At 69.6% G+C, this 14,778-nt stretch carries 9 protein-coding genes and 1 pseudogene; 5 read left to right on the top strand and 5 right to left on the bottom strand.

Annotated elements, in window-relative coordinates:
- Positions 1-5 precede the first annotated feature (5 nt).
- Positions 6-1,607, top strand: coding sequence for a phospholipase D family protein (locus ACQPYK_RS19050; RefSeq protein ID WP_433256962.1), 1,602 nt, complete (start codon positions 6-8; stop codon positions 1,605-1,607).
- A 130-nt stretch (positions 1,608-1,737) separates the two neighbouring features.
- On the opposite strand, the gene ACQPYK_RS19045 is transcribed toward ACQPYK_RS19050, so the two are convergent.
- Positions 1,738-2,352 carry a hypothetical protein gene (locus tag ACQPYK_RS19045; protein WP_433256960.1) on the bottom strand — a complete coding sequence of 205 codons (615 nt, stop codon included), beginning with the start codon at positions 2,350-2,352 and terminating at the stop codon, positions 1,738-1,740.
- 175 nt (positions 2,353-2,527) lie between these two features.
- On the opposite strand from ACQPYK_RS19045, the gene ACQPYK_RS19040 reads away from it, so the two are divergent.
- On the top strand, positions 2,528-2,674 hold the full coding sequence (locus tag ACQPYK_RS19040) for a hypothetical protein (protein ID WP_433256958.1): 147 nt from the start codon (positions 2,528-2,530) through the stop codon (positions 2,672-2,674).
- Positions 2,675-2,715: 41 nt separating this feature from the next.
- On the opposite strand, the pseudogene ACQPYK_RS19035 reads toward ACQPYK_RS19040, so the two are convergent.
- From ACQPYK_RS19035 to ACQPYK_RS19020, 4 genes and pseudogenes are all read right to left on the bottom strand, one after another.
- Positions 2,716-4,517, bottom strand: a pseudogene (locus ACQPYK_RS19035) (acetyl/propionyl/methylcrotonyl-CoA carboxylase subunit alpha).
- Between the two features lie 432 nt (positions 4,518-4,949).
- Complete coding sequence (locus tag ACQPYK_RS19030; protein WP_433256957.1) at positions 4,950-7,745, bottom strand: AAA family ATPase; 2,796 nt, start codon at positions 7,743-7,745, stop codon at positions 4,950-4,952.
- A gap of 280 nt (positions 7,746-8,025) precedes the next feature.
- Positions 8,026-9,765, bottom strand: coding sequence for a 2-isopropylmalate synthase (gene leuA, locus ACQPYK_RS19025; protein ID WP_433256955.1), 1,740 nt, complete (start codon positions 9,763-9,765; stop codon positions 8,026-8,028).
- 34 nt (positions 9,766-9,799) lie between these two features.
- Positions 9,800-10,138, bottom strand: a complete 339-nt coding sequence (locus tag ACQPYK_RS19020) for a hydroxyisourate hydrolase (protein WP_433256953.1) — start codon at positions 10,136-10,138, stop codon at positions 9,800-9,802.
- A 489-nt stretch (positions 10,139-10,627) separates the two neighbouring features.
- Between ACQPYK_RS19020 and ACQPYK_RS19015 the strand changes: the two genes are divergently transcribed.
- The 3 genes from ACQPYK_RS19015 to ACQPYK_RS19005 all read left to right on the top strand — a co-directional run bounded on the left by ACQPYK_RS19015 (position 10,628) and on the right by ACQPYK_RS19005 (position 14,595).
- A complete protein-coding gene (locus ACQPYK_RS19015) occupies positions 10,628-10,846 on the top strand; it encodes a hypothetical protein (protein ID WP_433256951.1) in 219 nt (72 codons plus the stop codon).
- 410 nt (positions 10,847-11,256) lie between these two features.
- Positions 11,257-14,328: an AfsR/SARP family transcriptional regulator gene (locus tag ACQPYK_RS19010; protein ID WP_433256949.1), complete on the top strand. Its 3,072-nt coding sequence runs from the start codon at positions 11,257-11,259 to the stop codon at positions 14,326-14,328.
- A 66-nt stretch (positions 14,329-14,394) separates the two neighbouring features.
- Positions 14,395-14,595: a hypothetical protein gene (locus tag ACQPYK_RS19005; RefSeq protein ID WP_433256947.1), complete on the top strand. Its 201-nt coding sequence runs from the start codon at positions 14,395-14,397 to the stop codon at positions 14,593-14,595.
- Positions 14,596-14,778: the final 183 nt, after the last annotated feature.

Below are 14,778 nucleotides of genomic sequence, written 5' to 3'. Positions count from 1 at the left end.
GCCAAATGAAGGAAGACGACTGGTTCCTCACCGGTGCGGAGCGCGGCAACCCCGCGACCCGAATCGACGCCAGACACGACGCCGGCATCGCCTGGTCGCGCGGGAACACGGTACGTCCCATCCCGCACGGCGTGCCGTACTTCACCGAGCTGCTCGCGCGCGTCCGCGAGCTGCGCGCCGGAGACCTGCTGCTGTTCACCGACTGGCGCGGCGATCCGGACGAGAGGCTGGACGGTCCCGGAACGGAGGTCGCCGGCGTGTTCGCCGAGGCCGCGCGGCGCGGAGTCGTGGTGAAGGGGCTCCTGTGGCGCTCCCACTGGGACCGGCTCCGCTTCAGCGAGGCCGAGAACCGCCACCTCGGAGACGTCATCGAGGCCGCGGGCGGCGAATGCCTGCGCGACATGCGCGTTCCGCCCGGCGGCTCCCACCACCAGAAGCTCGTGGTGCTGCGGCACCGCGCACGACCGCGACGCGACATCGCCTTCGTCGGCGGGATCGATCTGTGCTGGAGCCGCCGTGACGACGCCTCGCACGACGGGGACGCCCAGGCCGCGCCCATGGCCGAGGCGTACGGCGCGAACCCGCCCTGGCACGACGTCCAGGCCGCGATCCAGGGGCCGGCCGTCGGCGACGTCGAGGCCGTGTTCCGGGAGCGCTGGCAGGACCCCCGGCCGCTGACCCGCAACCCCCTGCACCGCATTGCCGACCTGGTGCGCCGCGAGGACACCCGGCCGGATCCGCTGCCACCGCAGCTTCCCGATCCACCCGCCCGCGGCCCGCACGCCGTACAGCTGCTGCGGACCTACGCCCACCGGCGCACGCGCTACCCGTTCGCGCCGCAGGGCGAGCGCAGCGTCGCCCGCGGCTACCTCAAGGCGCTGCGCCGCGCCCGTTCCCTCATCTACATCGAGGACCAGTACCTGTGGTCCCCGCAGATCGCCGAGTCGTTCGCCGAGGCGCTCGACGCCAACCCGGACCTGCTGATGATCAGCGTCCTGCCCCTCCATCCCGATCAGGACGGCGTGCTCAACGGCACCCCGCAGATACTGGGCCGCAACCAGGCCCTGTCCGTCCTCAAGCGCGCGGGCGGGGACCGCTTCGCGGTGTACGGCGTCGAGAACCGGCGGAGCACTCCGATCTACGTCCACGCCAAGGTCTGCGTCATCGACGACGTGTGGGCGACCATCGGCTCGGACAACTTCAACCGCAGGTCATGGACCTACGACTCCGAGCTCACCTGCGCCGTGCTCGACGAGACCCCGGACGGCCGGGAGCCGGCCGACCCAGGAGGCCACGGGGGTGGCGCCCGCCGCTTTCCCCGGGACCTGCGGCTGACCCTCGCACGGGAGCACCTCGACCGTCCCGGCGTCTCCGACGCCGACCTCCTGGACCCGAAGTCGTTCTTCGCGGCCTTCGCCGCCTCCGCCGACGCGCTGGAACGCTGGCACGCCGAGGGACGTCGCGGGCCGCGACCGGACGGGCGGCTACGGCTGTACGAGCCCGCGCCCCTGTCCGCGCTGACCACCGCCTGGGCCACCCCGTTCTACCGGATCGTGTGCGATCCCGACGGGCGCCCGCGCGCCATGCGCCGCAGCGGGGTCTACTGACCGCACGGGGCACCGCGCGCCCCGGCCGCTTCCACGGCACAGGAGATCATCGGCGTGCGGGGCGCCCGTGAAGAAAGACCGGAGAACGGGTCGCCCACGTGTGGCGATCTCCTGTGCCGCCGCGGCACCGTCAGGAGAAGCTCAGCGTGCCGCTGCCCTCGACGGCCTCGAGGTCGCCGAAGTCGCAGGAGGTGTCGGTCGTGGGGACGACGGTGCCCGCCACGCGTCGCCCGTCCAGGGTGCCGGAGATGACGGTGCCGGCCAGCAGCGCGTCAGCGAGGCCGGCGGTGCTGAGGGCGCGGGACCGGGAGCGCACCTCGGAGGTCCCGGCGGTGGCGCCGTCGGCGTCGTACCAGGTGATGGTGCCCTGACCGCGCAGGTTGCTGACGGCCCCGCAGCTGGCCCGCCCCGAGGTGCTGACCATGATCTGCCCGCTCCTCAGGTCGGGATGGGAGCCGTCGGGAGAGGTGCAGGACTCCAGGAGCAAGATGCCTCGCGCGTTGACGGAGCGGGGTGCGAAGGTGATCGGCGGAGCGAAGGTGACCGGCTGCCCGGGGGTCGTGGTCACGGTGCAGGTCAGCTTGACGAGCTCGGTGCCGGGCGAGGCCGGCGGCCGGTCCTGCGCGGCGGCGAGGCCACCGGGAGCCAGTACGGCGAGCACGGCGGCGAAGGTGGCTCCTCCGAGGCGGGCCCTGCGGCGACCGCCGGGGCGAAGAACGTCTGTGGTGCGGAGCTGGACGGACATGTATTCTCCTCACACAAAACTAATCACTCATAGTTGATCTGTAATCACTATCTGTAGCATGTGGGAGGCGATCAACGGAGGTATCCGATGATCGAGTCGCGTGACGGTCTGCCTACCGTCGCCATCTGACCGCCACGCTCAGGCTCCGCCACCACCGGACCGCCGCACTGCAGGCATGGCAGGCACCGCAGGCACCGCAGGCACCGCAGGCACCGCAGGCATGGCCGTCATGGCCGTCATGGCCGAACTCCAGCATGCTGCCCCCATCGCCGGGGGCAGCAGCACCCGGGCCGCCCCAGGCGCGTGGCGGGCAGGGCGGTGATCCGCGAGGTGCGGCCGTCGCGCCGAAGCAGCTGTCCGGTGTCAGGCGTCTTTGATGTCGCAGATGACGGCGCCGGCGGTGACGGTCTGCCCGGCCGCGGCCGACAACCCCGCCACCGTACCCGCCTTGTGCGCGGTCAACGGCTGCTCCATCTTCATCGCCTCCAACACCACGATGGTGTCCCCGGCCGCGACCCGATCCCCATCGGCGGCCACCACCGTCACGATGGTGCCCTGCATCGGACTGACCAACGCATCCCCCCGACCGCGGCCTTCTTGACCCCGCCCCCGACCCGCCGCGGCCCCCGACCCGCCCCGACGCCCGCCCCACCCGCTGCGCCGGCGCGAGAGCCGGCCGCGGCGCCGAACCCGGCCGGCAACACCACCTCCAACCGCTTGCCCCCCACCTCCACCACGACCCGCTCCCGCTGCCCGGCCTCGTACGACCCCCCACCATCGGCGCCGCCCGGCCCGGCCTCGTACGGCGCGATGGTGTTGACGAACTCGGTCTCGATCCACCGGGTATGCACCCGAAACGGCTCATCGACGAAATCGGCCTCGGCCAGCACCGCCCGATGAAAGTCCAGCACCGTCGGCATCCCCTGCACGGTGAACTCCGCCAGCGCCCGCCGCGCCCGGCGCAGCGCCTGCGCCCGATCGGCGCCGGTCACGATCAGCTTGGCGATCAGCGAGTCGAACGCGCCCGGCACCTCCATCCCCACCTCATAGCCGCCATCCAGCCGCACCCCCGGCCCGGACGGCACCCCCATCGCGGTGATCGTCCCGGGCGCGGGCAAAAACCCCCGACCGGCGTCCTCGGCATTGATCCGAAACTCGATGGCATGCCCGCGCGGCACCGGATCGTCATAACCCAGCGGCTGCCCGGCCGCGATCCGAAACATCTCCGCCACCAAATCGATGCCGGTGACCTCCTCGGTGACCGGATGCTCGACCTGCAGCCGGGTGTTGACCTCCAAAAACGAGATCGTGCCGTCCTGGCCGATGAGGAACTCACACGTGCCGGCCCCGACATACCCGGCCCGCCGCAAGATCGCTTTGGAGGCGGTGCGCAGCAACGTCTGCTGCGCGTCGGTCAAGAACGGCGCGGGCGCCTCCTCGACGAGCTTTTGGTGGCGGCGCTGCAGCGAGCAGTCGCGGGTGGAGACCACCACCACCTGGCCGTGGGCATCGGCCAGGCACTGGGTCTCCACGTGCCGGGGCCGGTCCAGGTAGCGCTCGACGAAGCATTCGCCGCGGCCGAAGGCGGCCACCGCCTCGCGCACCGCGCTGTCGTACAGGGCGGGGATCTCCGCCAGGGTGCGGGCGACCTTCAGGCCGCGGCCGCCGCCGCCGTAGGCGGCTTTGATCGCGATCGGCAGGCCGTGCTCGCGGGCGAAGGCCACCACCTGGTCGGCGTCGGTGACCGGGTCGGTGGTGCCGGCCACCAGGGGGGCGCCGACGGCGTGGGCGATGTGGCGGGCGGCGACCTTGTCGCCGAGCGCGGTGATCGCCGCCGGGGGCGGGCCGATCCAGGTCAGGCCGGCGGTGATGACGGCCTGGGCGAAGGCGGCGTTCTCGGCCAGGAAGCCGTAGCCGGGGTGGACGGCGTCGGCGCCGCTGGTCGCGGCGATGGCCAGGAGTTTATCGATGTCGAGGTAGGTGGTGGCGGGGCCGGTGCCGTTGAGGGCGTAGGCCTCATCGGCCAGGCGTACGTGCAGGGCGTCCAGGTCCTGGTCGGCGTAGACGGCGACGCTGGCCAGTCCGGCGTCCTTGCATGCGCGGGCGATCCGCACGGCGATCTCACCACGGTTGGCGATCAGGACCTTGTGGAAATGACGGTTCATTGCGGCCTTCGCAGCGTGGAGGGTGATGACCAGGGGCATGGCGACCGGTGGCCGCGCGGCTCCCGGATGGACGTTTCCGTACGGGGGCGAGCGAGTTCCTCCGCTTTGCGGCCGGGACCCGTCGTCCCGGAGGCGGGACTCCGGTGGGACGCCCGCCGGACCGGCTCCGGCTCGGAGGCCCGATCGCGCGCCGGTTCCCCCGGCGGATCGGTCATCGATGCCGGAGCGTCCCCGGCCTTCCGTTGTGCGTGCACACGATCTCCTCACTGAATTTCCGGCTACGCCACTCCAGAAATGTGAAATACATCGATGTCATTAGATTAATCAGGGATGTCCTTTTCGTGGCACCCCTACAAAATCGGCCCCGCCGGCCACCGTGGTGCGCCGGACCCGCGCGGACCCGGCACGGTTCACGTGTGGTTCAGGCACGGTTCAGGCGGTGATGGGACTGCCGAATTCGAAGCTCGACGGCAGCTCGGCACGCCGGGTGATGTTCAGCTTGCGATAGGTGCGGGTCAGGTGTTGCTCGACCGTGCTGATCGTGATGTAGAGCTTTCCGGCGATCTCGCGGTTGGTGTATCCGGCGGCCGCCAGGGCGGCGACCCGGCGCTCGGCGTCGCTCAGAGCGGCGGTCGGCTCACCGGCCGCCACGCCACCGGCGTTCGCGTCGCCTCCGGCTTCCTTGCCGTCCCAGGAGAGCGCCTGGCTCAACGGCCCGGCCTGGCATTCCCGGGCCATGGAGCGCGCCCGGTCCGCGATCATGGCCGCGCGGCGGTACTCGCCGAGCGCGTGATAGGACTTGACGAGGTCGAACAGCACCCTGGCCAGCTCGTATCGGTCCCCGCCCGCACGCAGCAGTTCCATCGCCTGGCGCAGCAGCATGGGGCGGTGCCGGGCCTTGCCCGTGGCGGCCAGCAGGCGTACGGCCATGCCGTGCGCCCTGGGCGTCGCCGGACCACAGCGGCGGATCTGCTCCTCGACCAGTTCCCGCGCCTGCTCCTGCCTGCCCAGGCGCAGGCAGGCCTCGGCGGCGTCGATCCGCCAGGCGACGAGCCCCGGCACGTCGAGACCCCACGCTCCCATCAGCTCGCCGCACAGCTCGAAGTCGCGCAACGCCAGGGCCGGATGGTCGGTCGCCAGGCTGTAACGCCCCCTGGCGTGCAGGTAGTGCAGGCCGTACCGGGTCTGGAACATGGCGTCGGGCACGGGCTGGTCGAGGTGCTCGTGCACGGCGTCGTACCTGCCCATGGCCGTCAGGGCGAGGATCAGGCTGCTCAGTGGCCCGCCGGCGGCGACGCCCCAGCTGCTCGGAGGAATGATCTCCAGGGCGACGCGGGCGTGGTGTTCGGCGTCCGGCATGTCCCCCTGGCGGATCGCGATCTCGGCCCGGATGGCCGCGAGCCTCGCCTGCCTGCTCGGGGCGTGCAGCGAGGACGCCTCGGCGCTGAACAGATCGCACCAGGGGGCGGCCCGGTCGGGCCGTCCGGCGTAGGTGAGCGCCAGCAGCGCGCTCTCCACGGTGTCCATCGACATCTCGTCGAGGCGGCATCCGCGCAGGATCCGCTCGACCGCGTCCACGACTTCCTCGCGCGGCCCGGTGGCGAGCACGTCGGCGAGCGCGAGCGCGGTGTCCAGCCGCCGATTGGCCGTCACCGACACGATGGCGGCACGATCCTGCTCGCCGGGCGCCTGCCGGAGATGGGTCAGGAAGGGAGGGTGGGTGGCGCGCAGCCAGGGCCGGGCGATGACGAGCTCCGTCACCGTCTCCGGATCCATGCCGGCGCCCGACTCGTTGAGATGGTCGAGCACCTCTCGCGCGTCCTCGAACCGGCCGTGCCACAGCAGTGCCCGTGCCAGCACCACGGCGTCGCTCCCCCGCAGCTGGCCCCGCTGCATCGCCTCGGTCATCTCGGCGAGGTGGCTCGCGGGCGCCCCCGGGTTGATCCGCCATTCGGCGCGCACGAGCATCGTGGTGATCTTCATGCGATGCTGCTCGTCCGCGCATTCGCGCCACGCCAGCCGGAGATAGGCGACGGCGGACTCCACTCGTCCTTCGCGCAGGGCGTTCCTGGCCGCGTCCTCCAGGACGGAGACGACCCAGGGGGCCTCGACCCGACCGGCCTGCAGGAGGTGGTCGGCGACCGTCGTGGTGGACGCTCCGCTCTCGTGCGCCAGCCGCGCCGCGCGCCGATGCAGCTCCATCCACTCCTCGGAGCCCACCTCGGCCAGTACGGCGGCGCGCGCGGTCTCGTGCCGGAAGCGGCCCAGGGCGAGCAGCCCGGCCACGGTCAGGAAGTGCAGGGCCCGGATCACGGACGCGGGACCGACCCCCAGCAGCGGGGCGAGGGAGTCGGGACTGCCCAGGATCGCCAGCCCCCGCGCCACCTGGAGCATCTGCGGCTCGCCGCGATGCAGGCACGACAGCACGGCCTGGCCGTACCTGGTGCCGACGACGAGCTCCGCCGGCGGCTCTCCGCCGGCGGCCCGCAGGAAGTCCTCGTAGTCGTCCACCAACGCTCCGGCCAGCAACGGGTTGCCGCCGCTGACGGCGTACCAGTCGTCGGAGAAGCGTTCGGCCGCCTCGCGTCCCAGCCGCTCGGCGACCAGTGACATCACCCCGGCCCTGGAGAGGGGGGCGAGCTGGATGCGGCGGCAGTGCGGCTGGCGGAGCAGCTCGGTCTGGAAGAACGTCTCGCTGGACCATCCGTGGTCGGAGTGGCTGAACACCGCCACGATCCTGGCGAAGCGTACTCGTCGCGACAGATAGGCCAGGCAGAGCAGGGAGGCCCGGTCGGCGTGCTGCACGTCGTCGACGACGATCATCAGTGGGTAGCGCTCCGACAGTTCGAGCAGCACCGTGCACAGGGCGTGGACGATCTGGGCGTCGACCTGGTCGAGGGGCTCGGTCTGGAGGTCGGACGACGTCACGGTGCGCACCCCCTCGTCCAGCAGGGCCATGGCCCGCTCGCGTTCCTCGGCGACCAGCGGCGAGTCCTGGATGAGCTGGCGCAGCACGCCCAGCGGCAAGTCGCGTTCGACACGCGAACCCGTCGCCGTCACGGGCAGGGCGCCCAGCTCCATGGCCTGCTCCGCGAAGGTGTGCAGCAACTCGCTCTTGCCGGTTGCGACGGTGCCGCTGACCAGCGCGACCCTTCCCTTGCCCATGACAGCGTTGGCCAGGAGCCCCTCGAGGGAGGCCAACGCCTCATCTCTTTCGACCAAGCTCACGATCAGCCTCCCTCTACGAGAAATCAGTCGAACGGTTCAGAACTGCAACTTACGGCCGGACGGAGTGCGCAGGTCCAGTGCACCGAGCGCCTTGGGCTTGTGCTTTTTGAGCTGGATTCTCCGCATGGTCGTCGCACCTTTCAAACTCGGCTGTTCTCCGATGGGGTGACGATGAAGACGCTAGGTCGTTGCGGTTTCCGTCCGTTATCGGGCGGCTATCACCCGATTTGAGGGCTATTTCCTGTATGCGGTAATCGGCTCCCATCTGTCGCAGCGTCGGCTACCCACCGGCGACGGCCAGCGGCGCGGCGATCCCGGCCTCCCCCTCCCCCGCGGCGGACACGTGCTTCAGGCGCGCCCTGATGACGGCGGAACGCACCGCCGCCAACGAGGCGGTCTCGACGTCCCGGTCGATGCCCACGCCCCAGGAGGCCCGGCCGTCCACCCGGCACTCGGCGTAGACGGCCACGTCCTCCTCCGCCCTCCGGTCGTGGCAGGCCAGCCCCGTGCGGTGCACGGCCCGCACGTCGAAGCCCCAACGGCTGAGCGCCGCCCGCACGGCCTGGACGGCGTCGGCTCGGTCCGCGCCGACGTCGAACCTCTGGCCGTCGATGTGCAGGACGGTCGTCACCAACTCGGTCCCGGAGGCGAGGGGGACGGGCAGTTCGGAACTGGAGAGGTACTCACGCTCGAAAAGCCCCCTGACCAGGTCCGGCGTGATTTCTCCGCCTTCGGCGTCAGCCCGCGACTGAACCACCCGCGCGAACTCGATCTGCAGGTCGCGCGGCAGGTTCAGCCCGTGCCAGGCGCTCATGACGTAGGCCACCCCGCCCTTGCCCGACTGGCTGTTGATCCGTACGACGGCCTCGTAGGTGCGGCCCACGTCCTCGGGGTCGAGCGGCAGGTACGGCATCTCCCACGGGAGGTCTCCGACATCGGCGCCCAGGCGGGCGGCTTCGCGCTCCAGGGCGTCGAAGCCCTTTTTGATCGCGTCCTGATGGGAGCCGGAGAAGGAGGTGTAGACGAGGTCGCCTCCGTAGGGATGGCGCGGATGGACCGAGAGCCCGTTGCAGCGCTCCACGGTACGGCGGATCTCGTTGATGTCGGAGAAGTCGATGCCGGGATCGACCCCGTGGGTGAGCATGTTGAGCCCGAGCGTGACCAGGCAGACGTTGCCCGCCCTCTCCCCGTTGCCGAACAGGCAGCCCTCGATCCGCTCCGCGCCCGCCAGGAGAGCCAGCTCCGCGGACGCCACGGCCGTGCCCCGGTCGTTGTGCGGGTGGATCGAAAGGCAGACGTGCTCTCTCCTGGAGAGGTTCCGGCTCAACCATTCGATCTGGTCGGCGAAGACGTTCGGCAGGGAGCGCTCGACGGTCGTGGGGAAGTTGAGGATGATCCCGCGGCTCGGCTCGGGCTGCCAGACGTCCATGACGGCCTCGCAGACCTCCAGCGAGAAATCCAGCTCGGTGTCGCTGAAGAGCTCCGGGGAGTATTGGAAACCGAGGTCACAGCCGCCAAGCGTTTTATCAGCATATTTCATCATCAACCGGGTTCCCTGTACGGCGAGGTCCTTGCACTCGTCCCGGCTCATGCCGAACACCACGCGCCTGAACAACGGCGACGTGGCGTTGTACAGATGGATCGTGGCGCGCGGCGCCCCTTCGAGGCTCTCCACGGTGCGCCTGATCAACTCGTCCCGCGCCTGCACGAGCACCGAAATCCGCACGTCGTCGGGAATACGGTCCTGCTCGATCAACACGCGCAGGAAATCGAAGTCGTCCTGGCTGGCGACCGGGAATCCGACCTCGATCTCCTTGTATCCCATGCCCACCAGCAGTTCGAACATCGCCAGTTTGCGATCGGGGGACATGGGATGGACAAGAGACTGATTACCGTCACGAAGGTCGGTCGAAAGCCAGCGCGGCGTGGCGACGATGGTGTTGTTCGGCCACGTGCGTCCGGGAAGGGATACCGGCGCGAACGCGCTGTAGCGCCCGGCTGGGCGGCTCGGGGTCTTCACTGGCGAGCTCCTTTCCGTGCCTGCGCGCTGACCGTCAGTTGTTCGAGCCGAAATACGTGGAGTAGGAGTACGGCGATAGCATCACTTTGATCTGATACGAGTCCGCTTCATGCTGCATGCGAAATATGACGGATATTTCGGGATAAGCAGCACTGAGACCGAGACTGACGAAGTAGTAGTCGCTGTCGAACACGATGCGGTACAGCCCGCGTTCGAACTTCTGGCCGCACCACTCGGTGATGCAGCCCTCGCCGTCGGTCTCGGCGTCGGCGACGGCGCTCCAGTGACTGTCCTCGGCCCGCTCCAGCCGCGCCCGCACGCCGGCGGCCGAACGGCCGTAGACGCTGTCCAGCGCCTGTGCACTAATACCCATGTCAGGGCCACCTATCTGCCAGGCCCGCCACGACGGACCGGTCCGAACATCTCTGTGATCACATGCCGGCACCGGCGGCGGGTCCTCGCGAACCGGTGGACGCCCCGCGCACATCCCCGGTTCGCGCGGTTCCGATCCGGCGCGCGCCGGCCCGGCCGCCGGATGCCACCGGGCACCGGCCGGTCCGGGCCTCCGTCCAGGCTTCCTTAGGCCGCTATCGATACGCCTTCGTCCGGCTATCGCCCGATGAACCGCCCCGGAAGAACAAATATCGCGGGTTTATCCGCAGACATCGCGATAACCCCCCTCACAATTGGCGAATCCTCTTCGCAAACAGTCGAGAAAGGCGCTATCAGGCCGCTGAGCTGGGCTGATGGCAGTCCGGAAGAGATCCGATAATGACCGGATGGTGGCAGCTGAGACGTTGAAGACGCATCAGCCGACCGGCCGGCGACACGGGCCACCGCGACAGACAAGAGGTAAATAGAAATGAGCGACTACAACAACAGCCGCATCTTCCGCCTCGCCTTCTCCGTCATCATCGCCACAGCGGGCGTAGTGGCCACCGGCGCCGTCGTCGGCGCGAGCGCGGCGACCGCGAACGCCGCGGGAGTCGTGGTCGTGACCGCCTCGGACGATCAGCCGGCTCCCATCCCGACCCCCACCCCGACCCTGCACCCGAATGGTGAGCCGTGGGGCGGCAGGTAAGCCGGTGAAGTCTTGAAATGAGTGTCGCGGGCCGGCCTTGGCCGCCCATACGGCCGGAGACATCATGTCTCCGGCCGTTTTCGCTTTCTCGTGGCCGTCAGGTTACCGGCGCAAAACAGCAGGCGAACTTATCCGGCTCACACCACCCCCTCTGGCAGGCAATCACGCGAAGTAGTACACTCCACACGAAAGTTACACATTGCACACGGGGTGACTCTGGTATCGGTAGGATCAACGACCTCGGACATCGCGAGGCCATCAACGATAATTACCGTTACAAGTAAGATCTCCCCGGTCTTCCTGGGGACGCACACCTGACAGTGAGGTTGCACGACTGACACTTCTCTCGCATCGGGAAGTGCAGAGGCTTTCGCATAGGCCGGGGTTGCGGGTTTTTTCAAGGAGATGCGGTGGACTTTCGCGTTCTGGGACCTCTGGAGGTCGCCGCCGGCGATCAACGGCTGGATCTCGGAGGCATCCGGCAACAAACCGTGCTCGCCGTGCTTCTCCTCGACGCCAACCGGGCGGTCACCACCGGCCGCCTGATGGAGGCGATCTACGGGGACGAGCCCCCGACCACGTCACGAGCCCAGGTCCAGATCTGCATATCCGCCCTTCGGCGTCTTTTCGCCGCCCACGGCAATGCCGATGTCATCGCCACCCAGTCCCAGGGATACGCGCTCCAGGCCGACAGCAGCCAGATCGACTCGCACCGTTTCGAGAACCTCGTCCTCCAAGCCCGGCGCGCGCGCGAGGGGCGCGACCTCGACCAGGCCATACAGCACTACCGCAAGGCGCTCGCGCTCTGGCGCGGGCCCGCCCTGGACGGCATCGAAAGCAGGCTCGTGCAGTCGGCGGCCAGCAGGCTCGCCGAGCACCGGATCACGGCGAACGAGGACTGCGTCCAGCTGGAGCTGGACCTGGGCAGGCACCACGAACTGGTCGGCGAGCTCACCGAGCTCATGGAGGAACATCCGCTGCGCGAGCGGCTACGTGGTCAGCTGATGCTGGCGTTGTACCGTTCCGGACGCCAGGCGGAGGCGCTACAGGTCTACCGGCTCGCCCGGCAGACCATGATCGACGAGCTGGGAATCGAGCCCAACGAGCGCCTCCAGCAACTCGAATACGCGATCCTCACCTCCGACGAGAGCCTCGACCTGCCGGCGCAGCCCGTCATCGCGGTGGCCGAGGAGCCCTCGGCCCGCGTCCCGAGCGTCCCCGGCATGCTCCCCACCGCCATCGCCGACTTCACCGGCCGCACCAAGCAGATCGACGACATCCGCCAGCGGCTGACGCTCGCCTCCGGTGACCGGTCCCGCCTCGCCGTACCGATCATCGCGATCGTCGGGAAGGCGGGGATCGGGAAGACCACCGTCGCGGTGCACGCCGCGCACAGCGTCGCCGACCACTTCCCCGACGGGCAGCTCTACGCCGACCTGCACGGAGGCGTCTCACGGCCGACCAGCCCGATGCAGGTGCTCGAACGCTTCCTCCGCGTGCTCGGCGTACCGGGCACCGCGCTCCCCGACGGCCTGGAGGAGCGGGCGGAGATGTATCGCGCCCTGCTCGCCGACCGCAAGATGTTGATCGTGCTCGACGACGCGGGTAACGAGAGTCAGGTCCTGCCGCTGTTGCCCGGCAATCCCGCCTCCGCCGTGATCATCACCAGCCGAAGCCGGCTCGCCGGGCTGGCCGGCGCGATCCACATCGATGTGGACGTCTTCGATTCGAGCCAGTCGATGGACCTGCTGTCCCGGATCGCCGGGGTCGAGCGGGTGCAGTCCGAAGCGGAGTCGGCCGCGGCGCTGGCCGAGCTCTGCGGCCAGCTTCCCCTGGCCCTGCGCATCGCCGGCGCGCGGCTCCTGGCACGCCCTCATTGGAGCATCGAGCAACTGGTGGGGCGGCTCGAAGACGAGACCCGCAGGCTCGACGAGCTCAAGCACGGCGACATGGGGATCAGAGCCAGCATCTCGCTGACCTATGACAGCGCCGGCGAAGACGCCCAGCGGCTCTTCCGCCGGCTGGCGATCCTGGACTCCCAGCTCTTCTCGGCGTGGATCAGCGCCGCCCTCCTCGACATGCCCTTCGCCGACGCGCAGGACCTGCTGGACGACCTGGCCGACGCGCAGCTGGTCGAGACCACCGGCGTCGGGCGCGGCGTGCACACCCAGTACAGATTTCATGACCTCATCCGGGTGTTCGCCCGAGAGCGCCTCGCCGCGGAGGAGACCGCCGCCGAGCGCAGCGCGGCGTTGGCCCGTGTGCTCGGCGGCCTGCTCTTCCTCGCCGAGGCCGCCCGCCGCCGGGAGTACGGACCCGACGTTCTGATCCACAGCGAGGCGTCGATCTGGTCGCTGCCCAGGGAACTGGTCGACCAGCTCGTCGCGGTGCCGCTGGCCTGGTTCGAACGCGAGCGCCTGATCCTGGTCTCCGGTATCCGCCAGGCGGCGCAGGCGGGGTTCGTCGAGCTCTGCTGGGGGCTCGCGATCAACGCGGTGACGTTCTTCGAGTCACGGGTCTACCTCGACGACTGGCGGGAGACCCACGAGATCGCGCTGACGGCCACCCGGCACGCCCGGGACAAGCGGGGCCAGGCGGCGGTCCTCTACTCCATGGGATCGCTGGCCATCACCGAGCAGCGCTTCGACGACGCCCAGCGTGACTTCGAAGCCGCGGTCAGGCTGTTCCGGGAGGTCAGCGACAATCGAGGAGTGGCCCTGGCCATCCGCAACATCGGATTCCTGGACCGGATGAACGGCCGTTTCGACGAGGCGGAAGCCCACTACGCACGGGCTCTGGAGATCTTCCGCGCCACCGGCGACCAGGTCGCCGCCGCCTACGCGCTGCACAACCTGGCCCAGCTCAGACTGGAGTGCGACGATCTCCAAGGCGCCATGCGGCTGCTGTCGGAGGCGTTGCAGCTCAGCGGGAACGGCGGCAGCAGGAGGGTGAAGGCGCAGGTCCTCCATCGGATGGGTCACACCCACCTCCAGTCGGACGAACCCGCACTCGCGGCTCGCGTGTTCGATGAGGCGCTGACCGTCGTCAGAGACATCGGCGATCCGACGGGAGAGGCGTACGCGCTGCACGGGCTGGGCATCGCACGGCTCCGGCAGGGCATGCTCGCCGAGGCCGAGAGCGCGCTGCGCCACGCTCTGATGCTGGCCAGCACCTCCAGCCAGCGGCTCGCGGAGGCGCGGGTGCTGGTCGGACTCGGCGAGCTGGCCATCGCCGGCGGCAACCCGGCACAGGCCGTGACCCATTTCCAGCAGGCCCTGTCCTTGTTCCGCCGGATTCAGGTCCCGCTTCACGAGGCTCGCACCCTCATCATGCTCGGCGACGCGCAACTGGCCGCCGGAGACAGCGCCGGGGCGCACAACGCCCTGGCCGAGGCGCACGCCCTGGCCGACAAGCTGGATCCTCCGGCCGCCGAGCGGGTGCGCACGCAGCTGGCCGACAGGTCACGCGGCCACAAGGAGTGACGGCGGACGGGCGGCCGGAAACCGCGCCGGACGCCTTCACGATCATTCGTATTCGAGAACGGCGACATGCCCGCCGACGACGTCCCGAATGAGGCGGCGCATTCGAATGGCACGGCCGATAACGGCGCGACTGATAACGGCACGGCTGACAACGGCACGGCGAACAGGATCGCACGCGCGACCGCCCCGAACGAGCGGAATTGTTTCCGCGAAAACCGCGAACTCGGTTCGAGAATGGCCCGGACGGATATCATCCGGTCAAAATAAATCACGGCCCGGCAGGCGCCGCCCTTTCCCGTGGCGGATCCTCCGTACGAGGCGACCGCGCCCCCGGCGGATCCGTTCTCGGCGCGCCCCTCCTCGACGACCGCCGCCGGCTCACCGTCCACCCCCTGCCACCACGTCTCTCTTCCGCAGATCTCCCTTCCCCGGGGCGATCGGATGGACCAC

It is taken from the genome of Streptosporangium sp. CA-135522, assembly GCF_050949235.1.
In the GTDB taxonomy this organism is placed as follows: Bacteria; Actinomycetota; Actinomycetes; order Streptosporangiales; family Streptosporangiaceae; genus Streptosporangium.
Note: the sequence above shows the minus strand (reverse complement) of the source record. Positions and strands in the feature narration are given on the sequence as shown.